This is a genomic window from Bradyrhizobium sp. dw_78, from assembly GCF_018449525.1.
In the GTDB taxonomy this organism is placed as follows: Bacteria; Pseudomonadota; Alphaproteobacteria; order Rhizobiales; family Xanthobacteraceae; genus Bradyrhizobium.
Window position 1 is genome coordinate 277,284 of the sequence record NZ_JAAVUS010000009.1, and the last position, 26,739, is coordinate 304,022.

Below are 26,739 nucleotides of genomic sequence, written 5' to 3' on the forward strand. Positions count from 1 at the left end.
CGGCGGGGTCAAGACTGCCGTGACCGCCCTGGTTAGGCGTATGTTCAAATACCGTCAGAGATTAGCGACGCGCGAGTCGGTCGTTCGATGCCCTTCCCTCGTTCATCAGGTCGCGCGCGATCGGCAGCGTCATGCCGACGACGCCGCCCTTGGAAGATGAATATGCCGCCTGCCCATCTGCCCGTCCTCGGCCGCAATCGAAGCGGTATTGAAGATCGCTCCGCGCTCGCCGTCCTCGAGCGGAGTCAGCGACAGCATGCCCTTCGCCGACTTCGCGATGCGGCGGAAAGCTGCCTTCCTTGCCGATAAAAACGGCCTGTTCGAGCAGCCAGGCCATGCTGCCCGCAGTCTTGCCGCTCTTGGTGCTGCCCTCGATCCACGAATAGCGTTCGACGCCGAACAGGGCCGCCTGCTGCTTGGTATAACCGGACCGACCAACGGCCCCCCGCTACGGGGGCCTTTTCGTTGGTGGCCCCCATTACCCGCTTGGGAGCGCGGTAATATAGAACCGTCTCACAAGATGAAAGTATCTGAGGTCACGCCAAAAGTGCGAAAAACCGCCATTACTGTCATTTAATATAAAAGAAAACTATCCCAGCCTACCGTTTTTTGATTAGAAAACGGCCATGATCGAGACGAGGCACCATGACCAACACCGACACCAGCAGGGAGCCGCTGCGGCAGAGTCGTGTCCGGCAGAAATGGGATTGTGTGACGGACCCGGGCTTCCTGACGCTGCCCTATGTGCTGTTGCTCCATCAGTCGGACCTGAAGATCTCCAGCGAGCATCTGAACGTCCTTTTGAACTTCATCGCGCACTGGCATTCGAACGGCCGGATGCCGCATCCCCGGACCAGCACCATCGCCAACCGGATGGGCATCAGCCCCAGGTCGGTTCAACGCGCGATGTCGTGGCTTATCGAGAACGGTTTCCTCGCCAAGCTGCCTCGCCTGCGCCGGGACGACCCGCAGCAGTACGATATGTTGCCGTTGGTCGAGAAACTGAAACCCTACGCCATGGAGCGCATCAGGTTCATTCAGGAGAAGGATTTCGAGCGCGTGCTGGATGACAACATCCACATCGCGACGCAGAAGACCGCCAAGGAGATGTTCGGCGACGTTGTGAAGAAGCTTACCGAGAACGAACTTTAGGAGTCAGCGTGCCCCAATGAGTGAGCTGCTCGTACCGAGGAAGCCGCTGAAGCCGCCGCCGGGCGAATCCGAGCTGAGCCAGATCCTCGCCCATGCTCGCGCGTGTCGGGACGCGTTCGGCCCTCACCTCGGCGCGCTCGTGGTCATAGTGACGGTCATCAAGGCCCGGCCAGGATACCTCGGTGTCGCCAGCGCGGTCAGCATCGCAAGCGGCGTCTTCTATCATTTCTGGAAGCAATAGGGATGCCCCCCAAAATCTACCTCCGTGTCGATGTCCGGTCCTTTGCGCCCGGTGACATCATCCCTCCCGGCCGAACCTTCATGCAGAAGCACAAGCCGAAGGGTACGGGGATGAAGGAACTGTTGGCGTCAACTGCGCCGACTGGGATGCCGGCGAGAGGCGATCAGCTTTTTGTTTTCGAGGAAGAACCCTGCGCTCATTGGTATCTGGCAAAGACGACAGGCGGACGCCTCTATAGGGTTAGTCTTGAGGATGAGATCGTCCATCGCGGCGACATGAACCTGCTCGACGAGATCGGCGAGAGCCAGGATGAGGCCGAGCGAAAGCTGCTGGCTGAGCAATATTGGCGCGGCGAACTTGGCGCTAAGCCCTGCGTCGAGGTTATGGTCCCGAAGGCGCGCGTAACCGACGAGATCGTGCTCACCGCGGAACAGATACGTGACGTATGGGCCACCAAAGGTCTCAAGCACGTTGAATTCGAAAAGGAGTCCATCGAGGACCTTCTGGCAAACGGGCTGGGCGAGGAATAGCTGCGGAGTTTGCAATTAATTGCACTAGTCGCGGCATTATCTCACGACCAGCTTCGCGAGAAACACCGCTACGGTGCCCATCACTCCGGCGCTGGCCACGATCGCCAGCACCATCAGGATGAACCCACGCCACGGGCCGAAGGCATCGACGACCCGATCGGACTGAGCCAGGACGGCCGCCAATCCGAATTTTGGACGCAGACTGTCATTCACCCGTTCTGGGTGTTTTTTCGTCGCCATTATCCTGTCCTCACACGAGGCTGTTAAACCCGGAAACTCGATACGCCGTGCAGCCGTTGCAGCAACGCACCCTATGGTCCACCGGACGCCGTCAACCGCAACGCACCGCCGAGGCTAGCCTGTGAAAGGCGTGAAGTTACGCAAGAAGGCTCGCTCGATGTGGGGGGTTGAACGGGCGCGGCAATCGACAGCGATAGGGCGATCGGCTAATAGCCGCGGCATGGCGAGGAAATTCGGCAACTGGACGATCCTAGGCGAGCGCTTCGCGGAAGGCGGCCAAGGCGAGATCTACCAGGTCAGCAATGCGACCGGGACGCCGCCCGGCATCTGGCTGCTGAAGCGCCTAAAGAATCCGAAGCGGCATGGACGCTTCGCACGCGAGTTGGAGACGCTACAGCGTCTCAAAGGCGTCGGAAGCGTCGTCCAAGTGCAAGAATGGGGCGCCTCCAAGGGCGAGACCACCGACTATTATGTGATGGAAAAGGGCGACGGCTCGCTCGAGGATATGGCGCCCGCCGGCGGATATGCGCCGGAGCAAGCCTTTTCGCTCTTCCGGCAGATACTCGATGGCGTGGAAGCCGTCCACCAGGTTCCGGCCGTGCATCGCGACTTGAAGCCCGCCAATGTCATCCTGTTCGCCGACACCGCCAAGATCGCCGATACGGGGCTGGCGCTCCTGGTCGGCGAACCGCGCATCACGCCGACCGATGAGGCGGTCGGGCCTCGCTTCTACATGGCCCCGGAACTCGAGCACGGCCGCAACCTCGATGTCGACGCCAGTGCGGACATTTATTCACTTGGTAAGATTCTGTACTGGCTACTGTCCGGTGGAGTGCTGCACTTGCCGCGCGAGCGCTACGACGAAGCGACATATCGCTTGGCGCGAACCAAAGCGCCGTCGCTCGGAGTGTTCGAGGGCGTGTTCGACGCCACGCTCACGGAGCAGAAACGGCGGCGCTGCAAGGATGTTGCGGAGCTGCGCAACCTCTTTGGCGCATCGGTGGCGGCATACCGCGATCATCAGGACACGGCACTTGCAGCGTTGCTCGACAGGTCCGGAGACTCGATAGTGGAAAAGCTCGACGGGGCCGACAGCGCGATTGGGAAGGCATTGTTTGGTCGGGTCGAGCTCGACCTGCTCGCCGCCACTCCAGACGAGCTGATGAGCCTGATGGATCGTGACGAGGCCCTGATCGACGGCAAGAACGTCGGACTGCTCGAGAAGCTCGGGCCGCTCTCGTCCAAGCAGCTCGCGCGTGCGGCGCGGCTCTGTTTCTCGAGCAAAAGGGCGATCGGTTCGCTCACCCTATTGCACGGTGTCGGCCGCGAGCTACGGCAAGCCATCGCGGAAGCGGCACGCATTGGTGCCAGGTTCGTATCTAGTCTTCGCAATGTCGTCGCGCGTGGTGCTCTATTGCCACCCGCGGATTGGGCCATTTCGCAAGCTCGGCAAGTTCGCCGACTGCCTTTCGCCCGTAGTGTTGGACGACGGCATGGTCGAGAGTGAGAACAGCGGCCAAGTATTTATGGCGTCACGCTTTGTGCTCTCCAATCGCGCTGATTTCGACGCCGAACGCGCCTTCGCCCCAACGATCGGCAGCGATATTTACGCGCCGCCGTCCACCTAATGCGCCGCGAACCGGACTAGACGAGTGCGATCGATTTCGGCATAGCTCATCCGGCGCTCGCCGCTACCCGCAGAATCAGTTGGAATTCGACAGCTAGGCAACCGGCATGGAATGACGGACTTTGGAGCGCAAAGCAGACCCGCCTTTATGCACGCTATTCTACGCCAGAGCACTCCCACCTATCGAAGCAGCTTTACATCATCCTTAGAGTGACCGCAGGTCAAGTCCTTCGGGACAGATCGAGTAGGCCAGCTCAATGGAAGTGAAAGATGGACGAGAACGGCAACCAAGCAACGGTGAAAACCACCGCCGAAACTACACTATCGCAGCCGTTTGTATCCCTCACTCCCACTCGATCGTTCCCGGCGGCTTGCTCGTCACGTCATAGACCACGCGGTTGACGCCCTTGACCTCGTTGATGATGCGGGTCGCGGTCTCGCCCAAAAATTTCATGTCGAAGGGATAGAAGTCGGCGGTCATGCCGTCGGTCGAGGTCACCGCGCGCAGGCCGACGACATATTCGTAAGTCCGTCCGTCGCCCATCACGCCGACAGTCTTGACCGGCAGCAACACCGCAAACGCCTGCCAGATCTGGTCGTAGAGGCCGGCTTTCCGGATCTGGTCGATATAGACCGCGTCGGCATTGCGCAGGATGTCGAGCTTTTCCCTGGTGATCTCGCCGGGGCAGCGGATCGCGAGGCCCGGTCCGGGGAACGGATGGCGGCCGACGAAAATTTCGGGCAGGCCGAGTTCGCGCCCCAGCACGCGCACCTCGTCCTTGAACAATTCGCGCAGCGGCTCGACCAGCTTCATGTTCATGCGCGCCGGCAGGCCGCCGACATTGTGGTGCGACTTGATCGTCACCGAGGGGCCGCCGGTGAACGACACACTCTCGATCACGTCGGGATAGAGCGTGCCTTGCGCCAGGAACTCCGCCGGTCCTTCGCCCTTATTTGCAATCTTCTTCGCCTCCGCATCGAACACGTCGATGAACAGCCGGCCGATGGTCTTGCGCTTCACCTCGGGATCGGTGACGCCTTCGAGCTCGCCCAGAAATTGCTTCGACGCATCAACGTGAACCAGCGGAATGTTGTAGTGATGCCGGAATAAATCGACCACGGTTTCGGCCTCGTTGAGCCGCAACAGGCCGTGATCGACGAACACGCAGGTGAGCTGGTCGCCGATCGCCTCGTGGATCAGCACCGCCGCAACCGCGGAATCGACGCCGCCGGACAGGCCGCAGATCACCTTGCCCTTGCCCACTTGCGCGCGGATCTTCTCGATCGCCTCCTCGCGGAACGCGCGCATGGTCCAGTCGCCGGTGAACCCCGCGACCTTGCGGACGAAATTGCGGATCAGCTTGGCGCCATCGGGCGTGTGCGCCACTTCGGGATGGAATTGCATCGCGTAAAACTTGCGGGTGTCGTCGGCGATCACCGAAATCGGCGATCCCGCCGCCCGCGCGACCGCGCGAAAACCGTCCGGGAGTTGGGTGACGCGGTCGCCATGGCTCATCCAGACGTCGTAGCGGCCGCCCTTCCGCCATACGCCGTCGAACAGCGCGCAATCGTCGGTGACCTCGATGGTGGCGCGGCCGAATTCTCTGGCGTGACCGCCCTCGACGGTGCCGCCGAGCTGCTGGGCCATGGTCTGCTCACCGTAACAAATGCCGAGCACGGGCACGCCCGCGGTGAGGATCGACATCGGCGCCGACGGGGCGTTGTCCTCAAGCACGGAGGCCGGACCGCCGGACAGGATCACCGCTTTCGGCTTCATCTCCTTGAAGGCCGCTTCCGCCTTCTGGAACGGCACGATCTCGGAATAGACGCCCTCCTCGCGCACCCGGCGCGCGATCAGTTGCGTCACCTGACTGCCGAAATCGACGATCAGAATCTTGTCGTGCGCCGAGGCCGCCGGGGGCATCGACTCGCGGGCTGGCTGTGCTGCTGTCATGGCAAGCAGATACGCGACGGGGGCCGGGCTCGCAACCCTTCCGGGGCCGTCAGGCGGGCCAGTCCCGGCCATCCCCGTGCTTTTGTGGGGGTGGACCTGATCTCAACCGTCATTCCGGGACATCGCGGAGCGATGAACCCGGAATCTCGAGATTCCGGGTTCGATGCTTCGCATCGCCCCGGAATGACGGGGTTTGGCAGGATTACGCCTTATTACGCCTTTTTCAGCACCGACACGAAAAACCCGTCGGTGCCGGTACGGCGCGGCGTCATCAGCCAGCCCTCGGGAGACGACAGCGCCGCCCGGCTGAAATCCTCGGCCTTGTCCCAGAGCACGCTGACGGTCTGTTCCGGCGGCACCACCGCGAACTCCGGATGGCGGGCCATGAAGCCGCGGACCTGCTCACCATTTTCCGGCGGCAGCACCGAGCAGGTGATGTAGGCGATCCGTCCCCCCGGCTTGACCAGCGCGGCCGCGCGATCCAGCACCTCGGTTTGATCCTTCAGCCGCACCTCCAGCGCGCCGGGGCGCATCCGCCATTTGGCGTCGGGATTGCGGCGCCAGGTGCCGGTTCCGGTGCAGGGCGCGTCGATCAGCACCAGATCGGCGGAGGCGCGGATATCGCTGAGCGTGTCGCCGTCGCCCTTCGGGGTCCGCACATCGGCATTGTGGACGCCGGCCCGCGACAGCCGTTCATGGATCGGCGCCAGTTGCCGCTTGTCGGTATCGGTCGCGATCAGGCGGCCCTTGCCTGCCATCATCGCCGCCAGCGCCAGCGTCTTGCCGCCGGCGCCGGCGCAGAGATCGATTACCTGCTCGCCGGATTTTGCCGCCGAAAACAACGCCGCGAGCTGCGAACCTTCATCCTGCACTTCAACGGCACCCTTGATGAAATCCTCCTCGGCATGAATGCCGGGGTTGCGCGCGTCGGCGCCAAGCTCGATCCGCAGGCCGATCAGCGACCACGGCGTCGGCTTGGCGCCGAGATGCGCCAGCGAGGCCAGCACCTTCTCGCGCTTGGCTTTCAGCGTATTGACGCGTAGGTCGAGCGGTGCGCGGCTCGCCATCGCGGTGGCTTCCGAAACCCGGTCCTCGCCAAAGACCTGCGCGAGATAGCCGTCGAGCCATTCCGGATAGTCGCCGGCGATGTGGGCAGGCGCTTCCGAAAGCGTCCGCGTGGAAAGCGCGGTACGTTCGCCATCGCTCAGCGGCTCCGGCGCGAAACGGCCGCCGTCGCACAAGGCGGCGATGGCGTCGGTATCCATGCCGCGTTCGAGCTTCAGCATGCCCAGCATGCGGGCGCGCGGCCTATCGTCATCCATGATCCACGCGCTGGAGGCGCGGCGGCGCAGCACGTCCCAGAGCAGGCCCGATATCGCGGCGCGGTCGCCGGAGCCGGCATAGCGGTGCGCGGTGCCCCACTCCTTCAGCGCCTTGGCCGCTGGGACTCGTTGCGCGTCGATGGTGTCGATCAGTTCAATGGCGGCGGAGATCCGCGCAGCTGGGGTCATTTCATTCTTTCAATTTTGAGCGGATTCAGATCGCCAACAGGATCTTCAGCGCGAAGTAGAGCCACATCGCGAGCAGCACCAGCACGCCGGCCAACCACGCCATCGAGCGCCGCCCGAAATCGTTGGAGGTCACGAAAATGCCGGCATGGATGAAACGCGTCACCACGAACACCCACGACATCAGCACGATGAAGAGATCGGCATGCCGCAACGGCAGCGCCAGCGCAATCAAGGCGTAGAACAACAGCGGCAGCTCGAACTGGTTGCCATAGCAATTGGCGAGCTGGGTGGCGCGGGCAGGCCAGTTCGATTGCCCCAACGCGACATCCCTGATCTTCGTTTCACCGCCGACCAGCGCTCGGCGGCGGGCGCCGATCATCGACAACAGCAGGGCGAAGGTGAGGCCCACCAGAACGAAGACCGGCAGCAAAACCATTTGAACCGACATCGGAATCTCCCCCGGACCTGAACGCAGGCCCCGCTATAGCGAGCCGGCCTCACGCTTACAATGAAACTCTCCTCAGCGAGCCGAACTGCCCCCAACGCCGGGATATGCTAGGTAAGTTCCAGACAGCGCCAGGATGCGAGCAATTGCAGGAACACATGCGATTACGAAATCTCTTTTTCCGGGCCGGATCGCCGGCCATATGCGCGCTCGTTTTCGCCCTCGGAATCGCGCTCCCGGCACTCGCCGCCAGCCCCGTGGTCAGGGACGGCAACACGATCCAGCTTGGCGAGATCACCTACCGGCTCGACGGCGTCGACGCCCCGGAGCTCGACCAGATCTGCATCGACAACCACGCCGATTCCTGGAATTGCGGCGCGGAAGCCCGCGACCAGCTGACAAAGCTGATCGGCGGACGCCCGGTCCATTGCGACGACCGGGGCCCGGACAAGAATTTCCGGAAACGACACCTCGGCGTCTGCACCGTCGCCGGCGAAACCGCGAGCCTGAACCAGCAGCTTGTCCGCCTGGGTTTTGCGCTGGATCTCGAACCGTCGGCCAAAAGCCGGTTTGCCAAGGATCAGGCCGACGCCAGGAACGAGCGACGCGGCCTCTGGAAAGGATGTTTTGTCAGTCCGCAGGAATTCCGTCGCGGCAAGAGGGACGGAACGCTGCTTGGCGGATCGTGCCCGGCCGACAAGGACCGCGAAATCCGCGGCGTGTTGTTCCCAGACGATCCCGCGATGCCGTCCCACTGCAGCATCAAGGCCAGATTCGCCGTCCGGGCGCATGTCACCGGCAATATCGGCATCTATCATTTGCAGGGATGCCCGAGCTACCCGGCGCTGACCAAACCGGATCGTTGGTTCTGCTCGGAAGACGATGCCAGGGCCGCCGGATTCCGCCGGGCGTTCAATTGCCGGGCGCGCCAATAAGGGCCGACGGCGAAAACCGATTCTTTCGTTTAACGCGTCTTCTTCGCGCTTCGTCCGAAACGCTATTGCTGCATCGGCATGAGCACATGCAGAACAATCACATCAGAAGCTGTAATTCCATCCGATCCATTCGCAGAGGCCGCGCCCCATCACGTCTTCAAGATCCTTGCCCGCAAGCCACGGCAATTCTTCGGTAAAGAAAGTCACACATTGACGATAGTTGCAGGGCATCCTGGTGATGTCGGTGCCCCAAAACATGCGCTTCGGTCCAAACGCATCGAAAATTCGATGCAATCCGTCCTGGATGTTGCGGAACGGATAGGCCTGCGTCGAATAATGCGGCGCACCGGTCGCCTTGACCGCCACGTTCGGCAGCTTCGCCAGCGCAACCAGTTCGTCGAGATGAATGAACGCCGCGGCGTCCTGGCCATGCCGGTTGAGCCCGCAATGATCGACCAGCATCCGGAGATTCGGATGCCGTTCGGCGATTTCATGGAACTTCGGCAGGAACAAGCCACCCATCATCGCGACCGGAAGCCCTTCTCGTTCCGCGGCCGGCCACAGCCAGTCGAGTGAGCCGTCATGAAGCCGTTGCTGCTGCGCCTCCTGCAGGAACGGCCAGCGCAGGCCCATCATGCCAGGCTGGTTGCGCCAGCCCTGCACCAGCTCGCGGCCCTCGGGCGCGTCGAGCGCAAACTGTCCCATCACCGCGAAGCGATCGGGATATCGGCGCGCCGCGTCGATGGCGAGCGCGTTGGAATCCGGATCCCAACTGACCGGCGGATGGATCAGCGCGGCATCGACGCCGGCCTCGTCCATTTCCTTCAGAAGTTGCTCGGCCGTGAATGTCTCGACCTTGCGGTGCAGGCCGGATGGCGGCGTTACCGCCTTCGACCAGATATGCACCTGTGCGTCGATGATCTTCATGACGTTGTTCCCAGCCGTTCGTACACTGCCACACTGATCTGGGCGTATGTCGAACGGTCAGGCTCTGTCCGGCCCTATTCGTACCAATTGCTTGCCGAAATTGGCGCCCTTGAGAAGTCCCATGAACGCGGCGGGAGCATTCTCCAGCCCTTCGGTGACGAACTCCTTGTGCTTGACCTTGCCTTCGCGGACCCATTGCGACATGTCGCGCAGGAAGTCGGCGTGTTGCGCGGCGAAATCGGTGACGATGAAACCGCGGATGGTCAGGCGCTTGGTCAGCACCGCACGCATCATCGACGGCGCCCATTTCGGCACGGGTACTTCGGTAGCGTTATATTGCGCGATCAGGCCGCAAACGGGAATGCGCGCGAAGGTGTTGAGCAGCGGAAACACCGCTTCGAACACCGCGCCGCCGACATTCTCGAAATAGACATCGATGCCTTTCGGACAGGCTTCCTTCAATTTAGCGGCAAGATCTGGAGCGCGGTGATCGAGGCAATCGTCGAAGCCGAGTTCGCCTTTGACGTAATCGCATTTGTCCTTGCCGCCGGCGATGCCGACCGCCCGCGCCCCCTTGATTTTGGCAATTTGACCGACCGCCGAGCCGACCGCGCCGGACGCAGCCGCGACCACGACCGTCTCACCGGGCTGCGGCTTGCCGATCTCGAGCAAGCCCGTATAGGCGGTCATGCCGGGCATGCCAAGCACGCCAACCGCGGTCGAGATCGGTGCGATCGCGGGATCGATCCTGGTCAGCGCCTTGCCGTCCGACAGCGCATGGGTCTGCCAGCCGGCGCGCGACAGCACGATATCGCCCTTGGCGAAACCTGCATCGTTGGACACCATGACCTCTGAGACCGTCCCGCCTTCCATGACGCCGCCGACCGGCACCGGCGCCGCGTAAGACGGCGCATCGCTCATGCGCCCGCGCATATAGGGATCGAGCGACAGCCAGATGGTGCGCAGCAGCACCTGGCCCTCACCGGGCACAGGCGACTCATATTCCTCGATGCGGAAGTTGGATAATTTTGGTTCGCCGACAGGACGCGAAGCGAGAACGACGCGCTGGCCTTGGGACATGCTGGCTTCCTCCGATTTTGCTTTTGGCATTATTACGGGGAGCGGACCGACGATGCAATTTGGACGGCGACATTCCGGGACGATGCGAAGCATCGAACTCCGATGTGCAATTGCACATCGGAGAATCTCGAGATTCCGGATCGCCGCTTCGCGTCGTCCGGAATGACGAGTTTGCCTAGTTCGTCCTGGGCGGCGGCCGACGGGTCGCGGATCACACGCCGCCGGGATAATTCGGCGCTTCGCGGGTGATGGTGACGTCGTGGACGTGGCTTTCGCGCAGACCCGAGCCGGTGATGCGTACGAACTGCGCCTTCTCGTGAAACTCGGTGATGTCGCGCGCACCGACATAGCCCATCGCCGCGCGCAGGCCACCGGCGAGCTGGTGCATGACGTTGCTAACCGGGCCCTTGTAGGGCACCTGGCCTTCAATGCCTTCCGGCACCAGCTTCAGCGTGTCCTTGATATCCTGCTGGAAATAGCGATCGGCGGAGCCGCGCGCCATCGCGCCGACCGAACCCATGCCGCGATAGGCCTTGTAGGAACGGCCCTGCCACAGGAACACGTCGCCGGGCGTTTCGTCGGTGCCGGCGAGCAGCGAGCCCACCATCGCGATGTCGGCGCCGGCGGCCAGAGCCTTGGCGAGGTCGCCGGAATATTTGATGCCGCCATCGGCGATCACAGGCACATTGGCTTTCCTGGCGGCTTCGACCGCATCCATGATGGCGGTCAATTGCGGCACGCCGACGCCGGCAACGATACGCGTGGTGCAGATCGATCCGGGGCCGATGCCGACCTTGATCGCGTCGGCGCCGGCATCGATCAATGCCTGTGCGCCTTCCTGCGTCGCGATATTGCCGGCGGCGACCTGCACGGCATTGGAGAGCCGCTTGATGCGGTTGACTGCCTCCAGCACACGCGAGGAATGGCCGTGCGCGGTATCGACGACGATCAGATCGACGCCGGCGTCGATCAGCCGCTCGGTACGCTCATAACCGCCCTCGCCGACCGTGGTCGCGGCCGCGACGCGCAGCCGGCCCTGCGCATCCTTGGCAGCCATCGGGTGCGCCACTGCCTTTTCGATGTCCTTCACCGTGATCAGCCCAACGCAACGGTACTGATCGTCCACCACCACCAGCTTCTCGATGCGGTACTGGTGCAGCATCCGCTTCGCCTCGTCCTGGCTGACGCCCTCGCGCACCGTCACGAGGTTTTCATGCGTCATCAGCTCGGAAACTTTTTGTCGCGGATCCGTCGCAAACCGCACGTCGCGGTTGGTGAGAATGCCGACCAGCTTGCCGGGCACGCCCTTGCTAGCGCCGGTCACGACCGGAACTCCGGAAATGCCGTTATCCTTCATCAGCGCCAGCGCGTCCGACAGCATCGCATCCGGTCCGATAGTCAAAGGATTAACCACCATTCCAGATTCGAATTTCTTTACCTGCCGGACCTGCGCGGCCTGGCCGTCGACATCGAAATTGCGGTGAATGACGCCGATGCCGCCGGACTGCGCCATCGCAATCGCCATCCGTGCTTCGGTGACGGTGTCCATCGCCGACGCGATGATCGGAATATTAAGGGGGATGGCGCGGGTGACGTGGGAGCGGATATCCGCATCGGAGGGCAGAATATCCGAAAGGCCGGGCCGCAGAAGCACGTCATCGAACGTATAGGCTTCGCGTATCCCTTGAATTCTCTGTGTCTGCGCCATTACCAACTCCATTCGGCGGCCCGGTCGCCGCAATCAATCTTGGGATGAGCGAAACGTTCAGCGAAGCAATCGGCAACGCCGGCGAATCGAGCCCATCGGTAGGGTTGGCGGTGGTCGATAGCATGGCGCGCGGCCGAATCAAAGCCTTTGGGTGCCATGCACATGCTTTTCGCAGGGTTTCGCGCCCCCGCGGCCCGTCGCAGCGCAAGCCTTCCGGCAAGCGGCCGGCCTGATCGCCCGAAGTTCGTCACGCAGGATTTAAGCCGTTTCCGGGGGTCTGCAATAGCCTCTATAACGACAGGGTGATACAGCCCGGGCCCCTGCCCCTTGTCTCCGTCCCCCGGCTCTCCATGAACAAAGAACGCCTGATCCCGCTCATCGTGGCCACCGCCCTGTTCATGGAGAACATGGATTCGACTGTGATCGCGACCTCGCTGCCGGCCATCGCGGCCGACATCGGCACCAGCCCGCTCACGCTCAAACTCGCGATCACGTCGTATCTGTTGTCGCTGGCGGTGTTCATTCCAGCGAGCGGCTGGACCGCCGACCGCTTCGGCCCGCGCACCGTGTTCAGCGCCGCCGTCGCGGTCTTCATGGTGGGGTCGATCGGCTGCGCGCTGTCTTCCTCGGTCACGGATTTCGTCATCGCCCGCATTCTGCAAGGCATGGGCGGCGCGATGATGACCCCGGTGGGGCGGCTGGTGCTGCTGCGCTCGGTCGACAAAAGCGCGCTCGTCAACGCGATGGCCTGGGTCACGGTACCGGCGCTGGTCGGACCGGTGGTCGGGCCGCCGCTGGGCGGATTCGTCACCACCTATTTCTCCTGGCACTGGATTTTCCTGATCAACATTCCGATCGGCCTGCTCGGCATCTTCTTGGCGCTGCGTTACATCGATCCGATCCGCAGCGAGGACCCCGAGCGCTTCGATCTCTATGGGCTGATACTGGCGGGCATCGGGCTCGCCGGCATCGCATTCGGGCTTTCGGTCGCAGGCCTCAATCTGTTGCCCTGGACCATCGTCGTCGTGCTGATCGTCATCGGCTGCATTTCCATGACGCTCTACATCATCCACGCCAGGCGAACCGCATCGCCGGTACTGGATTTCACGCTGCTGCGGTTATCGACCATGCGCGCCAGCATCATCGGCGGCTTCATGTTCCGCCTCGGCATCGGCTCGCTGCCGTTCCTGCTGCCGCTATTGATGCAAATCGGCTTCGGCCTGTCGCCGTTCCAATCGGGCCTTGTAACCTTCGCCTCCGCCGTCGGCGCGATGGGCATGAAGACGCTGGCCGCCCGCATCATCCGGACCTTCGGCTTCCGCAACATGATGACCGTCAACGCGGTGATCAGTTCGGTTTTCCTCGCCGCCTGCGCCCTGTTCACGGCGACGACGCCGCTGTTGCTGATCATGATCATTCTCGTGGTCGGCGGCTTCTTCCGATCGCTGGAATTCACCGCGATCAACACGGTCGCCTATGCCGAAGTCGAACCGGCGCAAATGAGCCGGGCCACCACGTTGGTCAGCGTCAACCAGCAATTGGCGCTTTCGGCCGGCGTCGCCGTCGGCGCGTTCTCGGTGGAATCGACCATGCTGGTGCGCCATCTGAACGAACTCGACGCCAGCGTTTTCGCGCCGGCATTTCTCGTGGTCGGGATCATCTCGGCGGCCTCGTCCTATTTCTTCTGGCAGATGCCCGACGACGCCGGAAACGAAATCTCCGGCCGCAAGGCGGTCGAGATTTCCAGCCGCAAAGGCGCCGCGAAAGGCATGGCAAAGGCCGCAGCCAAGGCCGCCAGCGAAACCACGCAGGACGCCCGCGATCAGCGGCTGGGCTGACCCCGAAATCCCATCGCCAGCACATAGCGCTCGGAGGAATCCTGCCGGCTCGATGCTGGTTTGACGTGGCGCACGCTGGTAAAATCGCGCTTCAATTGCGCCAGCAATTCCGCATCGGCGCCGCTTTGAAAAGCCTTGGCTACAAAGGTGCCGCCGGGGTTAAGCACCTCGGTGGCGAAGGCGGCGGCGGTTTCGACCAGGCCGACGATGCGAAGCTGGTCGGTCTTGCGATGGCCGGTGGTGTTGGCGGCCATGTCGGACAGCACCACGTCGGCGCGGCCGCCCATCATCTCGATCAGCCTAGCCGGGGCCTCCTCGCTGAGAAAATCGAGCTGTGCGAAAGTGACGCCCGGGATCTCCGGCATCTCCAGCAGATCGATCGCCACCACTTTGCCCTTGCCGTTGGTCGCATGGACGCGCTTGGCCGCGACCTGGCTCCAGCCGCCGGGCGCGGCGCCGAGATCGACCACGGTGCTGCCGGGCTTCAGGAAGCGATGCTTGTCGTCGATCTCGATCAGCTTGTAGGCCGCGCGCGAGCGATAGCCGTCGCGTTTGGCCTGCGCCACATAGGGATCGTTGAGCTGCCGCTCCAGCCAGAGTTTCGACGACAGCTTGCGCTTGCCGCCGGTCTTGACGGTGACGTACAGCCGTCCGGTGGTGTCCTTTGCCATAACGCTACTTGCTGCCTGATGCCGGTTTTGAATCCGGCTGTAACATATGCGGACCGTTACACCTATTATCGGCAGCCGCTCAGCGCGCCGTCCTCGCGCATCATCTCGACCAGCATGCCCTCGCGCAGTCCGCGGTCGGCGACGCGCAGCCGCGGCAGCGGAAACGCGTCGCGGATCGCATCGAGGATGGCGCAGCCCGCCAGCACCAGATCGGCGCGCTCGACGCTGATGCAGTTGTTGTCGGCGCGTTCCTGGTAGCTCATGCGGAGCAGACGCGCGATGGTCGCGGTGATGTCGGCGTTGTTCATCCAGATGCCGTCGATACGGCGGCGATCATAGCGCACGAGGTTGAGATGCAGGCCGGCCAGCGTCGTCACCGTGCCGGAGGTACCGAGCAGGTGCATATCCCCGAGATCGCCGCCATACTCGGCCGCGAACGGCGCAACATGTTTTGCGACCTCCTGCACCATCCGCGCGTAGGATTGCGGCGTGACGTCCCGGCCGCCGAACCGCTCGGCCAGGGTGACGACGCCGAGCGGGATCGACATCCATGCCTTGATCCGCGGCCCGGCGTCCTGCTCGGCCGGATCGCGCTCGATCCGGACCAGTTCGGTCGAGCCGCCGCCGATGTCGAACAGGATGGCGCCCCGCCCGCCTGGATCGAGCAACGGCGAACAGCCGAGCACGGCCAGCGCCGCTTCGGTCTCGCGGTCGATCACCTCCAGCCGGATGCCGGTCTCGGCCGCGACGCGCTCGCGAAAGCCCTCGGCATTCGAGGCGGCGCGGCAAGCTTCGGTTGCGATCAACCGCAGGCGCCTGGCATTTCTGGCCTGGATCTTGTCGCGGCAAATGCTCAGCGCAGCGACGGCGCGCTCGATCGCGGCCTCGCTGATGCAGCCGGTCGCCGAAACGCCCTCGCCCAGCCGGATGATCCGCGAAAAGGAATCCACCACGCGAAACCCGTCCCCCGCCGGACAGGCGATCAGCAGCCGGCAGTTGTTGGTGCCGAGGTCGAGCGCGGCATAGACACCGGCTCCCACGGCCGGCGACGTGCTGGTTCCCGGTGGGCCTGGCGCTGCCAGCTCAACAGGCCCTTGCGGGCTTCCGCACGGCCCGGGGCCGTCGTGAAGCCGCGTATCGTCGTTCATCAAACCGTCTTTCCGCGGCCATTGCGGCCGGCGAGGATTTCCATTCACGGAAACTTTAGCAGCGCACGCCCGGCGTGCAACAGGGACCATAGGACCATGCCTAATCGGCCGTTGTCGTTAGGGCTTGGCTGGTTTATCTGGACCTATCGCGTTTCGCGTGAAGAAAACGCGACAAAACAACAAAAATAGAGCCTCGGTTCTGATTTCAGCAGATCCGAAAGGATCCTAGCCCGAAAATCGCGCAAAAAACCGGCAATTCAGGTCTTCATAGATGCAAGATTACACATCCCCGTCTTCGCTGGAAAACGCTGTCGCGCTGCAAAAATACGGCGTCGGCCAGCCGGTCCGCCGCAAGGAAGACGATACGCTGGTACGGGGCCAGGGCAAATATACCGACGATTTCAGCCTGCCGGGCCAGGCCTATGCCTGGATCGTCCGTTCCAGCCACGCCCACGGCATCATCCGCGGCATCGACACCGGGGCCGCCAAGGCCATGCCCGGCGTGCTCGGGATCTGGACCGGTGCGGACCTCGCCGCGGCCAATTACGGGCCCTTTACCTGCGGCCTGCCGCTGAAGAATCGCGACGGCTCGCCCTTGTTGCAGACCAACCGCCCGGCGCTGGTCACCGACAAGGTGCGCTATGTCGGCGATCCCGTGGCCTTTGTGGTCGCCGAAACGCCGGCGCAGGCGCGGGACGCCGCCGAAGCCGTCGGGCTCGACATCGAGCCGCTGCCGGCGGTCACCAATGCCGAGGAAGCAACCAAGCCCGGCGCGCCGCAGCTTTACGACCACATCCCCAACAATGTCGCCCTGGACTATCATTATGGCGACACCGCCAAGATCGATGCGGCGTTCGCCGGCGCCGCCCATGTGACCAGGCTCGACATCATCAACACCCGCGTCGCTGTGGTGCCGATGGAGCCGCGGGTCGCGATCGGCATCTATGACAAGGCTGCCGATCACTACACCATTCAGGTTCCGACCCAGGGCGTGTCCGGGAGCCAGGCGACGCTCGCCAAGATCCTCAATGTCCCGGCCGAGAAGGTCCGCATCCTGACCGCCAATGTCGGCGGCTCGTTCGGGATGAAGAACATCAGCTATCCCGAATATACCTGCATCCTGCACGCGGCGAAGGTGCTGGGGCGGCCGGTGAAATGGACCGACGAACGCTCGACCAGTTTTCTGTCGGACAGCCAGGGCCGCGCCCAGATCATCCATGCCGAGCTTGCGCTCGACGCCGAAGGCAAGTTCCTCGCCGTGCGTCTCAGCGGCTACGGCAATCTCGGCGCCTATATCAGCGGCGTCGCGCCAGGCCCGCTGTCGCTCAACACCGGGAAGAACCTCGCCAGCGTCTATCGCACGCCGCTGCTCGGCGTCGACATCAAAACCGTGCTGACCAACACCACGCTGATGGGCGCCTATCGCGGCGCCGGACGGCCCGAGGCCAATTATTTCATGGAACGGCTGATCGATACGGCCGCCGACGAGATAGGCATCAACCGGCTGACCTTGCGCAAGCGCAATTTCATCAAGCCGGCGCAATTGCCGTTTCCGGCGGCGTCCGGCGTCACCTATGACAGCGGCGATTTCCAGGGCGTGTTCGACAAGGCGATCGAGATCTCCGATCACGCCAACTTCGCCAAGCGGAAGAAGGAAAGCCGCAAGAACGGCAAGCTGCGCGGCATCGCGGTCGGCTCCTATCTCGAAGTCACCGCGCCGCCCAGCGGCGAACTCGGCAAGATCACCTTCGATCCGGACGGATCGGTGACGCTCACCACCGGCACGCTGGATTACGGCCAGGGCCACGGCACACCATTCGCGCAGGTGCTTTCGGCGCAACTCGGCGTGCCCTTCGACAAGATCAAGCTGGAACAGGGCGACAGCGATCTCGTCCGTTTCGGCAACGGCACCGGCGGCTCGCGCTCGATCACGGCGACCGGCAAGGCGATCGTCGAGTCCGCAGGTATGGTCGTCGCCAAGGGCAAGCAGGCGGCGGCGCAGCTGATGGAGGCCTCCGAAGCCGATATCGAATTCGCCAACGGCCGCTTCACCATCGCCGGCACCGACCGCTCCATCGACATCATGGAACTGGCGCGCCGGATGCGCGAGCAGAAGATGCCCGAAGGGGCGCCCGCCTCGCTCGACGTCGATCACAACACCACCGAAACGCCCTCGACCTTCCCCAATGGCTGCCACGTGGCGGAAGTCGAGATCGATCCGGAAACCGGCGTGGTGCGGATCGTGCGCTATACCGGCGTCAACGATTTCGGCACCGTCATCAACCCGATGATCGTCGCGGGCCAGCTTCACGGCGGCGTCGCGCAGGGCATCGGCCAGGCGCTGATGGAAGAAGTCAGCTACGATTCAAGCGGCCAACCGATCACCGGCTCGTTCATGGACTATGCGATGCCGCGCGCGGAGGATGTCCCGCTGATGGCGGTCGGCGACCATCCCTCGCCGGCCACATCCAACCCGCTCGGCACCAAGGGCTGCGGCGAAGCCGGCTGCGCCGGCAGCCTCGCCACGCTGGTCAACGCGGTGATCGACGCGCTTTCCGAATATGGCATCACGCATATCGACATGCCGCTGACGCCGGAACGGGTCTGGCGCGCGATCCAGGATGGGAAGAAGGCGAAGGCGGCGTAAGGCGAACCGCAAATCAGGTTCGTCATGCGCGGGCTTGACCCGCGTGTCCGTCAATTTCGAAGAAGCTCTCTACGATGGATTGCCGGGTCGAGCCCGGCAATGACGGGTTGGGCGCGTATTACGCCGCCGCGTGCTCGCGCGGCTGGTAGATCGCAATGTGCTGGCAATGCGCCAGCGGCGTCTTGCCATTGGCGACCACGAGCGCGTCGAGTTCGACGAAGCGGTGGCCCTTCTTTTCATAATTGCCGGTGACCCTGGCGCGCGCGGTGATCTCGTCGCCGGTCTTGCCGGCGGACAGAAGCTGCATCCGGCTGCCGACGTGAATCCACGGGCCCAGCACGGCGTTGTCGACCAGCACCTTGTTCATCACCCGCTGCAGCAGCCCCGGATGGCCCAGGCCTTCCTGCGCATAGACGGCGTCGGCCTCGCGGATATCGGTCAGATATTCATCTGCTGCCTCGCCGGCCCAGGTCCGCGGGATCGTGCCGAGCCATCTATCAACCTCGTAGGACGACGGACTGACCGGCATGCGCTCAGCCACCGGCTCGACGGCGGAGAAATCGGCAACCGAAAAGGACGGCGCGGATGCAGGCAGCGACGCGGTGCCGGTCGCGCAAAGCTCGCCGCGGCTTTCGACCTCGATCGTGAGCACGCCGCCGCTTTCGCGGCCGGTCACCTCGGCGATCTCGCCGTCATAGACCGGCTTGACGAAACGCGCCTCGATCAGGCCCCGCTCCAGGAAGTCGCGGCCCCATTTCCGGACCGGCTGGTGCAGCATATAGGCCATCACGTCGACGCCCGGTACTAGCCCGCCGCTGAAGCCGAACCGCCGCGCCACGGTGTCGTCGTGGATCTTGTTTTCCGATTGCTTTGAGGTGTTGTAGGCCGACACCCGGTAGGCTTCGAGTTGACTGGTCACGCCTGTTTCCCTGCTTTCGAAGGTCCCCGCGAGGATCGTACGCAAAGCAGTCGCGCTGGCAAGCATGTTCCTGCGAGTGGGGCTTTTTGGGGTGTTTTCCTCGCATTTCGGCGTGGCATGGAGTACCACGCGCCGATGATGCCAAGTCCGAACACCCCCCGGATCTATATCGATGCCGACGCCTGCCCGGTCAAAGACGAGATCTATCGCGTCGCGCTGCGGCACGGCCTGCCGGTCAGCGTGGTCGCGGGCCAGTTCATCCGGGTGCCGCAGGATCCGTTGATCGAGCGCATCGCGGCCGGTTCCGGGATGGACGCCGCCGATGATTGGATTGCGGAACGCGCCGGAAAGGGCGATATCGTCATTACCTCCGATATCCCGCTGGCGAGCCGTTGCGTGAAGGCTGGCTGCGAGGTGATCGCGCCGGACGGCAAACCATTTACGGAACAATCGATCGGCATGACTTTGGCGGTGCGCAATCTGATGACCGATCTGCGTTCGTCGGGAGAAGTCACCGGCGGTCCGAAGTCATACACCTCACGCGACCGCTCGGCATTCCTGTCGGCGCTCGATCAAACCATTCGCCGCATCCAGCGCCAGCGCGCCGAGCAGAAACAAGGTTAAACGATGGCGCCTCCGCTGATCCAATTGAAAGACATCAGGCTGACATTCGGCGGCACGCCGCTATTGTCGGGCGTTGAACTGTCGGTGTCGCCGGGCGAGCGCGTCTGCCTGATCGGCCGCAACGGCTCGGGCAAATCGACGCTGCTGAAGATCGCGGCGGGGCTGGTCGAACCCGATGGCGGCACCCGTTTCGTACAGCCCGGCGCGACCGTGCGCTATCTGCCGCAGGAGCCGGACTTCACCGGCTTTGCGACCACGCTGGCCTATGTCGAAGCCGGCCTCGCGCCGGGCGACGACCACTACCAGGCGCGCTATCTGGTGGAGCAGCTCGGCCTGAGCGGCGATGAAGATCCCGCGCATGTATCGGGCGGCGAAGCCCGCCGCGCGGCGCTGGCGCGGGTGCTGGCGCCCGAGCCGGATATCCTGTTGCTGGACGAGCCGACCAACCATCTCGATCTAGCCACCATCGAATGGCTGGAAAACGAACTCGACGGCCGCCGTAGCGCGCTGGTTCTGATCAGCCATGACCGCCGCTTCCTGACCAATCTGTCGCGCGCGACCGCCTGGCTCGACCGCGGCCAGATCCGGCAGATCGACCGCGGCTTTGCCGCCTTCGAGGCCTGGCGCGACGAGGTGCTGGCGGAGGAAGAACGCAACCAGCACAAGCTGGACCGCAAGATCGTGAATGAGGAGCACTGGCTGCGCTACGGCGTTTCCGGCCGCCGCAAGCGCAATGTCAAGCGGCTCGGCAATCTTCACGCGCTGCGCGACCAGCGGCGGGATTATCGCGGCGCCGCCGGCAACGCCAATCTCAACGCGGCAGAAGCGGAAAAATCCGGCCGGCTGGTGATCGAGGCCAAGAACATCAGCAAGGCTTACGGCGAACGCAGGATCGTCGACGACTTCTCGATCCGGGTCCAGCGCGGCGACCGCATCGGTATCGTCGGGCCGAACGGCGCCGGCAAGACCACGCTGGTCAATCTCCTGACCGGCGCCGACGCGCCCGACAGCGGCATGATCAGGTTGGGCGCCAATATCGAGATGGCGACGCTCGACCAGCACCGCGAAAGCCTCGATCCCAAATCGACGCTGGCGGAAGCCCTGACCGGCGGGCGCGGCGATCACGTCATGGTCGGCGGCAAGCCGAAGCACGTCGTCAGCTATATGAAGGACTTCCTGTTCGCGCAGGAGCAGATGCGCACGCCGCTCGAAGTGCTGTCCGGCGGCGAGCGCGGCCGGCTGATGCTGGCGCGCGCGCTGGCGAAACCTTCGAATTTTCTGGTGCTGGACGAACCGACCAACGACCTCGACCTCGAAACCCTCGACGTGCTCGAGGACATGCTCGGCGATTACGAGGGCACCGTGATCCTGATCAGCCACGACCGCGACTTCCTCGACCGCGTCGTGACCTCGGTGATCGTGCCCGAAGGCAACGGCCGCTGGATCGAATATGCCGGCGGCTATACCGACATGCTGGCGCAGCGCCGCGCCGACCTGAAGCGCGAGGCGATCAAGGCGTCCGCCGACCCCGAGGGGAAGGAAGCAAAGGCCGCGAAGGCCTCCACGGCGCCGAAGCGCCGGCTCAATTTCAGCGAAAAGCACGCGCTCGAAACGCTGCCGAAGACGATCGCCAAATTACAGGCGGATATCGCAAAATATCAACGCATTCTCGACGATCCCGATCTCTACCGGAAAGACCGCAAGAGGTTCGACGAAATCTCCATTGCCATCGCGGCCGCGCAGAAAGAACTGGTCGCGGCCGAAGACCGATGGCTGGAGCTTGAAGTGCTGCGCGAAGAGATCGAGCAGGCCTGATGGATTGCTTCGCGGAGCCTGTCATCGGGCGCGCATTCGCGCGACCCGTTGGCTCGCAATGGCGGCTATTCCGATGACCCGGCTTCTTTAAGCCATCTCAGCGCGCCCCTGCCCGCCGCCGCGCCGGTCGCGAATGAGGCCTGCAACAGATAGCCGCCGGTCGGGGCCTCCCAATCGAGCATTTCGCCGGCAGCGAAGACGCCCGGCAGGCGGCGGATCATGAAATCGGCGTCGAGTTCATCGAACGATAGTCCGCCGGCGGTCGAAATCGCGCGCGCGATCGGCGCGACGCGGTTCAACCGTATCGGGATCGCATTGATCCATGGCGCGAGATCCGCCGGCGATAGCGACGATAGCGATACGCCCGATGTTTTCGCGGCCTCCTGCAACAAGCCAATCGCGACCGGCGGCAGATTTACGGCCTTGCGCAGGAAATTGGAAAAGGATTGCTTGCCTTTTGGCGCTAACAGCCGCGCGATCAGATCGCCTGTCTCCAGATCGGGACGCAGTGCGACATAGGCCGTCACCTGCCCTTCACCAAGGATAGCCTCGCGCAATTCGGACGACAAGGCGTAGATTGCGCCGCCTTCGATCCCGGCGCGCGTGACAACGGCTTCGCCGCGCACGGTCCGCGCGCCAAACGACAAGGCGATGCCCTTCAGGGGCTGGCCTGCAAAGCGGTCGCGGAAAATATCGGACCAGGCGACGGTGAAGCCACAATTGGCAGGCCGCAGCGGCGACAATGTCAGGCCTTTTGCGGCGAGCGTTTTCACCCACGCCCCGTCCGATCCGAGCCGCGGCCAGCTTGCGCCGCCGAGCGCGAGCACCGTTGCGCGCGCAGCGACACTGCGTCTGCCATCTGGCGTTTCGAACCAAAGATCGCCGCGATCATCCCAGCCCATCCAGCGATGGCGGAGCGTGAACCGAACGCCCCTCGAGTCCAGTCGTCGCAACCAGGCGCGCAGCAAGGGCGAGGCCTTGAACGCCTGCGGAAAGACTCTGCCGCTGGAGCCGACGAAAGTGGCCTGCCCCAGCGCCTCGCTCCATTCACGCAAGGCGCTGGGCGGAAAGGCCTCGATGGCGGATTTAAGGTGCGGCATCGCCTTGCCGTAGCGCGCAAGAAATTGAGGCCATGCCTCGCTATGCGTCAGATTGAGCCCGCCGCGGCCGGCCATCAGCAACTTGCGGCCCGCGGACGGCATCGCGTCGTAAACAATGACGCCGGCGCCACCATTCGCCAACACCTCAGCCGCCATCAGCCCGGCTGGGCCGGCGCCGATGACGGCGACGTCGTTTGCAATCGGAAACATCGTGTGAGTTTAAACCACAGTGGGCGTCATTCCGGGACACGCGTCTTCGCGTGGACCCGGAATCTCGAGGTTGTTACGAGAGATTCCGGGTTCGCGCTGACGCGCACCCCGGAATGACAGACGTCAAAGCTTCATCCCCATCCGCGCCGCGGCCTGCTCGACATATTTCTGGGTCTGGTGGAACGCGCCATCCAGCGTCTTCGCCTTCGACATCTCGCCTATTTCGGCGAAATGCGCGGCGACCGCATCGGGCGTCCATTCGGACTCCGGCAGGTTGATGCCTTCGCTTTCCAGGATCCTGATCACGGTGAATGAACCCGCGCCCGCTCCCATGATGGTCTTGGTCGGCGCATCCTCGCTGAGCAGATATTCGACCGCCGGGGTGATCGCCTCCGGCTTCATCAGTGCGAGCACCTGCGGCTGCAGCAACTCTTCGGTCATCCGCGTCGCCGCGGTCGGCGCGATGGCGTTGACCCGGATGTCGTTCTTGCGTCCCTCTTCCGCCAGCACGTTCATCAAGCCGACCATGCCGGCTTTCGCCGCGCCGTAATTGGCCTGTCCGAAATTGCCGTAGAGCCCCGACGATGAGCTGGTGACGACGATGCGGCCGTAATTGCGCGCGCGCATGCCGTCCCAAACCGCCTTACAGCAATAGAAAGTGCCGACGAGATGCACATCGATCACTTTCGCAAAATCGGCGATTTCCATTTTGCCGAATGACTTGTCGCGCAGGATTCCGGCATTGGCGCAGAGCAGATCGACGCTGCCCCATTCCTTGGTGGCGCGATCCACCATCGCCTGGACCTGCTCGAAATTCGAGACGTCGGCGCCGTCGGCCATCGCCACGCCGCCAGCTTTACGGATTTCCTCGACCACGGAGTCCGCCGGGCTCAATGAACCGCCGGTGCCGTCGCGGGCGCCGCCGAAATCATTGACCACGACTTTCGCGCCCCGGCGCGCCAGCCCCAAAGCGTGCGCGCGTCCAAGACCATTGCCCGCGCCGGTAACGATGGCGACGCGTCCGTCAAATCTGATTGTCATGCGTGAAATTCCCGGATTTCCAGTTTTCTCGTCATGCCCGGGCTCGACCCGGGCATCCATTCAACAAAATCAGATGGTTTTTGATCAGCGATGGATTGCCGGGTCAAGCCAGACAATGGCAGTGGGGTAGCCAAGCCCGCCAGTGAAGAGCTGCATCAGGCGAAATAAATAAGTCCGATCCAGTCCGCCACCAAAGCGGGCTTTTCCTCGCCCTCGATCTCGACGGTGACGCTGGTGCGCGATTGCAGTTCGCCCGGCTTGCGCAGCTTCGCTTCCGTCAAGATGAAGCGGCCGCGCACCCGCGAGCCCGCACGTACCGGCGAGATGAAGCGCAGCCTGTCGAAGCCGTAATTCACGCCCATGGTCGTGCCTTCGATCACCGGCATCACCTCATAGGACATGATGCTCAACAGCGACATCGTCAGGAAGCCATGCGCGATCGTGGCGCCGAAAGACGTCTCTTTCCTGGCCCGCTCCGGATCGACATGGATGAATTGACGATCCTCGATCACGTCGGCATAGCGGTCGATCCGCGGCTGGTCGACCAGATGCCATGCCGACACACCGACCTCATGGCCGACCATCGCTTGATACGCCTCCAGCGAGACCGGCGGCTTGTTCCAGACTTCATTCATCCGTCAGCCCTCTGATCCCGCGGCCCGCACTTTCTGTAATTCCGGAAAATCCTCCTCGCGGAATTCCTGCCCGCGCAACGAATCGTCGCGATTGTCGTCGTGCTCCAGACGCCGCAACTGCACCCGCCGGATCTTGCCCGAGATCGTCTTCGGTAATTCGGCCACCAGTTCGATCTTGCGAATGCGCTTGAACGGCGCGAGCCGCGTATGCAGGTGCTTGAAGATCGACAGCGCCGTTTCCGGCGAACGCGCGACACCCGACACCAACAGCACATAGGCTTTGGGGGTCGCAAGGCGGATCGGATCCGGGCTCGGCACGACGGCGGCTTCCGCCACCGATTCATGTTCCAGCAGCACGCTTTCAAGCTCGAACGGGCTGATCCGGTAGTCCGACGATTTGAAAACGTCGTCGGAGCGGCCGACAAAGGTCAGATAGCCGTCGTCGTCGACAAAGACGACATCGCCGCTGCGATAGACCTTGCCGTCGGCACCGCTCAGCTTTCCGTCATCGGCCTGATAGCCCTGCATCAGCCCGGCGGGACGGTCGGCGCCGAGCAGCAGCGTCACTTCGCCCTCCTTGGTCGAATGCCCGTCGCTGTCGGTGATCTCGACGCGATAACCGGGCAGCGGACGGCCCATCGATCCGACCTTCACCTTCTGGCCCGGCGAGTTACCGGCAAGCGCCGTGGTCTCGGTCTGGCCGTAGCCGTCGCGGATCGTCAAGCCCCAGGCCGCGCGCACTTGGTCGATCACTTCGGGATTGAGCGGTTCGCCGGCGCCGCACACCTCGCGCAGCGACACCTTGAAATCCGAGAGCTTCTCCTGAATGAACAGCCGCCATACCGTCGGCGGCGCGCACAGCGTGGTGACGCCGCAACGACCGATGATGGCGAGCAATCCCTTGGCATCGAAGCGCGGCTGATTGACCACGAACACAGTGGCCCCGGCGTTCCAGGGCGCGAACAAGCAGCTCCAGGCGTGCTTGGCCCACCCCGGCGAGGAAATGTTCAGATGGATGTCGCCGGGCTGCAGGCCAAGCCAGTACATCGTCGACAGCGCACCGATCGGATAGCTGCGCTGGCTGTGCCGCACCAGCTTTGGCTTCGCCGTGGTGCCCGAGGTGAAATAAAGCAGCATCGGATCATCGGCCTGGGTCGGGCCGTCGGGCGTGAAAGCTTCCGGAAAGGCCGCGGCCTGTTCGAACGGCAGCCAGCCCTCGTGGACGGACGACGCGCCGACCAGAATGCGAACGAGATTTTCGCCACCGAGGCCTGCGAACTTGGCGACCTGATCCTGCGACGCCACGACGATCTTGGCGCGGCCACGGTCGAGCCGGTCGCTCAACTCGCCCGGCGTCAATAGCGTGGTTGCGGGGATCACGACCACGCCGAGTTTCATGCACGCCAGCATGGTTTCCCAAAGCGGCACGACATTGCCGAGCAACAGCAACAGATGATCGCCGCGTTTCAGTCCCTGCGCACGCAGGAAATTCGCGACCTGATTGGAACGGCGCGACAGCGCCGCGAACGACAATCTTGTTTCCCTACTGGCGGCGGCATCGACGATCCACAGCGCCGTGCGATCCCGGCTGTCGGCATTATGCGCCAATTCCGCATCGAACCAGTCAAGCGCCCAGTTAAACGGCGCCGGATCGGGCCAGTGAAATCCCCTCACCGCCGTCTCGTAATCGGTGCGATGCTTGAGCAGGAAAGAGCGCGCCTCCTGAAATGTGGTCATGGCG

25 protein-coding genes and 1 pseudogene are annotated in these 26,739 nt (G+C 63.4%); 11 read left to right on the forward strand and 15 right to left on the reverse strand.

What is annotated here, in order from left to right:
* Nucleotides 1-106: 106 nt before the first annotated feature.
* Nucleotides 107-249: pseudogene (locus tag HB630_RS22945) on the reverse strand (SDR family NAD(P)-dependent oxidoreductase); the annotation flags it as partial.
* A gap of 7 nt (nt 250-256) precedes the next feature.
* Here HB630_RS22945 and HB630_RS22950 point away from each other — a divergent pair.
* The 4 genes from HB630_RS22950 (at nt 257) to HB630_RS22965 (ending at nt 1,923) form a co-directional block, all read left to right on the forward strand.
* Nucleotides 257-577 carry a hypothetical protein gene (locus HB630_RS22950; RefSeq protein ID WP_213774870.1) on the forward strand — a complete coding sequence of 107 codons (321 nt, stop codon included), beginning with the start codon at nt 257-259 and terminating at the stop codon, nt 575-577.
* 68 nt (nt 578-645) lie between these two features.
* A complete protein-coding gene (locus tag HB630_RS22955) occupies nt 646-1,152 on the forward strand; it encodes a helix-turn-helix domain-containing protein (protein ID WP_213774872.1) in 507 nt (168 codons plus the stop codon).
* A 16-nt stretch (nt 1,153-1,168) separates the two neighbouring features.
* Nucleotides 1,169-1,393, forward strand: a complete 225-nt coding sequence (locus HB630_RS22960) for a hypothetical protein (protein ID WP_213774874.1) — start codon at nt 1,169-1,171, stop codon at nt 1,391-1,393.
* Nucleotides 1,394-1,473: 80 nt separating this feature from the next.
* Nucleotides 1,474-1,923 (forward strand): hypothetical protein, encoded by a 450-nt coding sequence (locus HB630_RS22965; protein WP_213774875.1) that lies wholly within the window; start codon nt 1,474-1,476, stop codon nt 1,921-1,923.
* Nucleotides 1,924-1,959: 36 nt separating this feature from the next.
* Here HB630_RS22965 and HB630_RS22970 read toward each other — a convergent pair whose 3' ends face one another.
* Nucleotides 1,960-2,163: a hypothetical protein gene (locus HB630_RS22970; protein WP_213774877.1), complete on the reverse strand. Its 204-nt coding sequence runs from the start codon at nt 2,161-2,163 to the stop codon at nt 1,960-1,962.
* Nucleotides 2,164-2,383: 220 nt separating this feature from the next.
* Between HB630_RS22970 and HB630_RS22975 the strand changes: the two genes are divergently transcribed.
* Both HB630_RS22975 and HB630_RS28695 read left to right on the forward strand, forming a co-directional pair.
* Complete coding sequence (locus HB630_RS22975; RefSeq protein WP_213774879.1) at nt 2,384-3,670, forward strand: protein kinase; 1,287 nt, start codon at nt 2,384-2,386, stop codon at nt 3,668-3,670.
* Nucleotides 3,657-3,791, forward strand: a complete 135-nt coding sequence (locus HB630_RS28695) for a hypothetical protein (protein ID WP_276571626.1) — start codon at nt 3,657-3,659, stop codon at nt 3,789-3,791. The genes HB630_RS22975 and HB630_RS28695 overlap by 14 nt, the downstream gene beginning before the upstream one ends.
* Before the next feature lie 342 nt (nt 3,792-4,133).
* On the opposite strand, the gene guaA is transcribed toward HB630_RS28695, so the two are convergent.
* From guaA to HB630_RS22990, 3 genes are all read right to left on the reverse strand, one after another.
* Nucleotides 4,134-5,744 carry a glutamine-hydrolyzing GMP synthase gene (gene guaA / locus HB630_RS22980; protein WP_213774881.1) on the reverse strand — a complete coding sequence of 537 codons (1,611 nt, stop codon included), beginning with the start codon at nt 5,742-5,744 and terminating at the stop codon, nt 4,134-4,136.
* Nucleotides 5,745-5,956: 212 nt separating this feature from the next.
* Nucleotides 5,957-7,255, reverse strand: coding sequence for an RsmB/NOP family class I SAM-dependent RNA methyltransferase (locus HB630_RS22985; protein WP_213774883.1), 1,299 nt, complete (start codon nt 7,253-7,255; stop codon nt 5,957-5,959).
* A 25-nt stretch (nt 7,256-7,280) separates the two neighbouring features.
* Nucleotides 7,281-7,703: an MAPEG family protein gene (locus tag HB630_RS22990; RefSeq protein ID WP_213774884.1), complete on the reverse strand. Its 423-nt coding sequence runs from the start codon at nt 7,701-7,703 to the stop codon at nt 7,281-7,283.
* 155 nt (nt 7,704-7,858) lie between these two features.
* Between HB630_RS22990 and HB630_RS22995 the strand changes: the two genes are divergently transcribed.
* Nucleotides 7,859-8,635 (forward strand): thermonuclease family protein, encoded by a 777-nt coding sequence (locus tag HB630_RS22995; RefSeq protein WP_213774886.1) that lies wholly within the window; start codon nt 7,859-7,861, stop codon nt 8,633-8,635.
* A gap of 102 nt (nt 8,636-8,737) precedes the next feature.
* On the opposite strand, the gene HB630_RS23000 is transcribed toward HB630_RS22995, so the two are convergent.
* From HB630_RS23000 to guaB, 3 genes are all read right to left on the reverse strand, one after another.
* Nucleotides 8,738-9,562, reverse strand: coding sequence for an amidohydrolase family protein (locus HB630_RS23000; protein WP_213774888.1), 825 nt, complete (start codon nt 9,560-9,562; stop codon nt 8,738-8,740).
* 57 nt (nt 9,563-9,619) lie between these two features.
* Complete coding sequence (locus tag HB630_RS23005; protein WP_213774890.1) at nt 9,620-10,642, reverse strand: NADP-dependent oxidoreductase; 1,023 nt, start codon at nt 10,640-10,642, stop codon at nt 9,620-9,622.
* Between the two features lie 211 nt (nt 10,643-10,853).
* Entirely contained in the window at nt 10,854-12,350 is a 1,497-nt protein-coding gene (gene guaB / locus HB630_RS23010; RefSeq protein WP_213774892.1) for an IMP dehydrogenase, read from the reverse strand.
* Nucleotides 12,351-12,700: 350 nt separating this feature from the next.
* On the opposite strand from guaB, the gene HB630_RS23015 reads away from it, so the two are divergent.
* A complete protein-coding gene (locus HB630_RS23015; RefSeq protein WP_213774894.1) occupies nt 12,701-14,188 on the forward strand; it encodes a DHA2 family efflux MFS transporter permease subunit in 1,488 nt (495 codons plus the stop codon).
* Here the strand turns inward: HB630_RS23015 and HB630_RS23020 are convergent.
* Together HB630_RS23020 and HB630_RS23025 are read right to left on the reverse strand one after the other, a co-directional pair.
* Nucleotides 14,173-14,859 (reverse strand): RlmE family RNA methyltransferase, encoded by a 687-nt coding sequence (locus tag HB630_RS23020; RefSeq protein WP_213774895.1) that lies wholly within the window; start codon nt 14,857-14,859, stop codon nt 14,173-14,175. The genes HB630_RS23015 and HB630_RS23020 overlap by 16 nt on opposite strands.
* Nucleotides 14,860-14,924: 65 nt before the next feature.
* Nucleotides 14,925-16,007, reverse strand: a complete 1,083-nt coding sequence (locus HB630_RS23025) for a Ppx/GppA phosphatase family protein (RefSeq protein ID WP_213774896.1) — start codon at nt 16,005-16,007, stop codon at nt 14,925-14,927.
* Between the two features lie 271 nt (nt 16,008-16,278).
* On the opposite strand from HB630_RS23025, the gene HB630_RS23030 reads away from it, so the two are divergent.
* Nucleotides 16,279-18,654 (forward strand): xanthine dehydrogenase family protein molybdopterin-binding subunit, encoded by a 2,376-nt coding sequence (locus HB630_RS23030; RefSeq protein ID WP_213774897.1) that lies wholly within the window; start codon nt 16,279-16,281, stop codon nt 18,652-18,654.
* 118 nt (nt 18,655-18,772) lie between these two features.
* Here HB630_RS23030 and HB630_RS23035 read toward each other — a convergent pair whose 3' ends face one another.
* Nucleotides 18,773-19,573, reverse strand: a complete 801-nt coding sequence (locus tag HB630_RS23035; protein ID WP_213774898.1) for a hypothetical protein — start codon at nt 19,571-19,573, stop codon at nt 18,773-18,775.
* A 138-nt stretch (nt 19,574-19,711) separates the two neighbouring features.
* Between HB630_RS23035 and HB630_RS23040 the strand changes: the two genes are divergently transcribed.
* Entirely contained in the window at nt 19,712-20,197 is a 486-nt protein-coding gene (locus HB630_RS23040; RefSeq protein ID WP_213775007.1) for a YaiI/YqxD family protein, read from the forward strand.
* Nucleotides 20,198-20,200: 3 nt separating this feature from the next.
* A complete protein-coding gene (locus tag HB630_RS23045; protein ID WP_213774899.1) occupies nt 20,201-22,012 on the forward strand; it encodes an ATP-binding cassette domain-containing protein in 1,812 nt (603 codons plus the stop codon).
* Nucleotides 22,013-22,077: 65 nt separating this feature from the next.
* Here HB630_RS23045 and HB630_RS23050 read toward each other — a convergent pair whose 3' ends face one another.
* The 4 genes from HB630_RS23050 to HB630_RS23065 all read right to left on the reverse strand — a co-directional run bounded on the left by HB630_RS23050 (nt 22,078) and on the right by HB630_RS23065 (nt 26,735).
* Entirely contained in the window at nt 22,078-23,322 is a 1,245-nt protein-coding gene (locus HB630_RS23050) for a TIGR03862 family flavoprotein (RefSeq protein ID WP_213774900.1), read from the reverse strand.
* A 123-nt stretch (nt 23,323-23,445) separates the two neighbouring features.
* Nucleotides 23,446-24,363, reverse strand: a complete 918-nt coding sequence (locus HB630_RS23055; RefSeq protein WP_213774901.1) for an SDR family NAD(P)-dependent oxidoreductase — start codon at nt 24,361-24,363, stop codon at nt 23,446-23,448.
* A 155-nt stretch (nt 24,364-24,518) separates the two neighbouring features.
* Nucleotides 24,519-24,998: a MaoC family dehydratase gene (locus tag HB630_RS23060; RefSeq protein ID WP_213774903.1), complete on the reverse strand. Its 480-nt coding sequence runs from the start codon at nt 24,996-24,998 to the stop codon at nt 24,519-24,521.
* Between the two features lie 3 nt (nt 24,999-25,001).
* The gene (locus HB630_RS23065) at nt 25,002-26,735 is read right to left on the reverse strand and encodes an AMP-binding protein (RefSeq protein WP_213774904.1); all 1,734 of its coding nucleotides are present in this window, start codon (nt 26,733-26,735) and stop codon (nt 25,002-25,004) included.
* Between the last annotated feature and the right edge of the window lie 4 nt (nt 26,736-26,739).

Bases quoted from the DNA above. Each gene is read 5' to 3' on its own strand.
- guaB (WP_213774892.1), bottom strand. From the start codon at position 12,350: ATGGCGCAGACACAGAGAATTCAAGGGATACGCGAAGCCTATACGTTC.
- HB630_RS22995 (WP_213774886.1), top strand. From the start codon at position 7,859: ATGCGATTACGAAATCTCTTTTTCCGGGCCGGATCGCCGGCCATATGC.
- HB630_RS23030 (WP_213774897.1), top strand. From the start codon at position 16,279: ATGCAAGATTACACATCCCCGTCTTCGCTGGAAAACGCTGTCGCGCTG.
- HB630_RS28695 (WP_276571626.1), top strand. From the start codon at position 3,657: ATGGTCGAGAGTGAGAACAGCGGCCAAGTATTTATGGCGTCACGCTTT.
- HB630_RS22975 (WP_213774879.1), top strand. From the start codon at position 2,384: ATGGCGAGGAAATTCGGCAACTGGACGATCCTAGGCGAGCGCTTCGCG.
- HB630_RS23055 (WP_213774901.1), bottom strand. From the start codon at position 24,363: ATGACAATCAGATTTGACGGACGCGTCGCCATCGTTACCGGCGCGGGC.
- HB630_RS22985 (WP_213774883.1), bottom strand. From the start codon at position 7,255: ATGACCCCAGCTGCGCGGATCTCCGCCGCCATTGAACTGATCGACACC.
- HB630_RS22965 (WP_213774875.1), top strand. From the start codon at position 1,474: ATGCAGAAGCACAAGCCGAAGGGTACGGGGATGAAGGAACTGTTGGCG.
- HB630_RS23050 (WP_213774900.1), bottom strand. From the start codon at position 23,322: ATGTTTCCGATTGCAAACGACGTCGCCGTCATCGGCGCCGGCCCAGCC.
- HB630_RS22990 (WP_213774884.1), bottom strand. From the start codon at position 7,703: ATGTCGGTTCAAATGGTTTTGCTGCCGGTCTTCGTTCTGGTGGGCCTC.
- HB630_RS23045 (WP_213774899.1), top strand. From the start codon at position 20,201: ATGGCGCCTCCGCTGATCCAATTGAAAGACATCAGGCTGACATTCGGC.
- HB630_RS22960 (WP_213774874.1), top strand. From the start codon at position 1,169: ATGAGTGAGCTGCTCGTACCGAGGAAGCCGCTGAAGCCGCCGCCGGGC.
- HB630_RS23025 (WP_213774896.1), bottom strand. From the start codon at position 16,007: ATGAACGACGATACGCGGCTTCACGACGGCCCCGGGCCGTGCGGAAGC.
- HB630_RS22955 (WP_213774872.1), top strand. From the start codon at position 646: ATGACCAACACCGACACCAGCAGGGAGCCGCTGCGGCAGAGTCGTGTC.
- HB630_RS22970 (WP_213774877.1), bottom strand. From the start codon at position 2,163: ATGGCGACGAAAAAACACCCAGAACGGGTGAATGACAGTCTGCGTCCA.
- HB630_RS23000 (WP_213774888.1), bottom strand. From the start codon at position 9,562: ATGAAGATCATCGACGCACAGGTGCATATCTGGTCGAAGGCGGTAACG.
- guaA (WP_213774881.1), bottom strand. From the start codon at position 5,744: ATGACAGCAGCACAGCCAGCCCGCGAGTCGATGCCCCCGGCGGCCTCG.
- HB630_RS23015 (WP_213774894.1), top strand. From the start codon at position 12,701: ATGAACAAAGAACGCCTGATCCCGCTCATCGTGGCCACCGCCCTGTTC.
- HB630_RS23020 (WP_213774895.1), bottom strand. From the start codon at position 14,859: ATGGCAAAGGACACCACCGGACGGCTGTACGTCACCGTCAAGACCGGC.
- HB630_RS23040 (WP_213775007.1), top strand. From the start codon at position 19,712: ATGCCAAGTCCGAACACCCCCCGGATCTATATCGATGCCGACGCCTGC.
- HB630_RS22950 (WP_213774870.1), top strand. From the start codon at position 257: ATGCCCTTCGCCGACTTCGCGATGCGGCGGAAAGCTGCCTTCCTTGCC.
- HB630_RS23005 (WP_213774890.1), bottom strand. From the start codon at position 10,642: ATGTCCCAAGGCCAGCGCGTCGTTCTCGCTTCGCGTCCTGTCGGCGAA.
- HB630_RS23065 (WP_213774904.1), bottom strand. From the start codon at position 26,735: ATGACCACATTTCAGGAGGCGCGCTCTTTCCTGCTCAAGCATCGCACC.
- HB630_RS23060 (WP_213774903.1), bottom strand. From the start codon at position 24,998: ATGAATGAAGTCTGGAACAAGCCGCCGGTCTCGCTGGAGGCGTATCAA.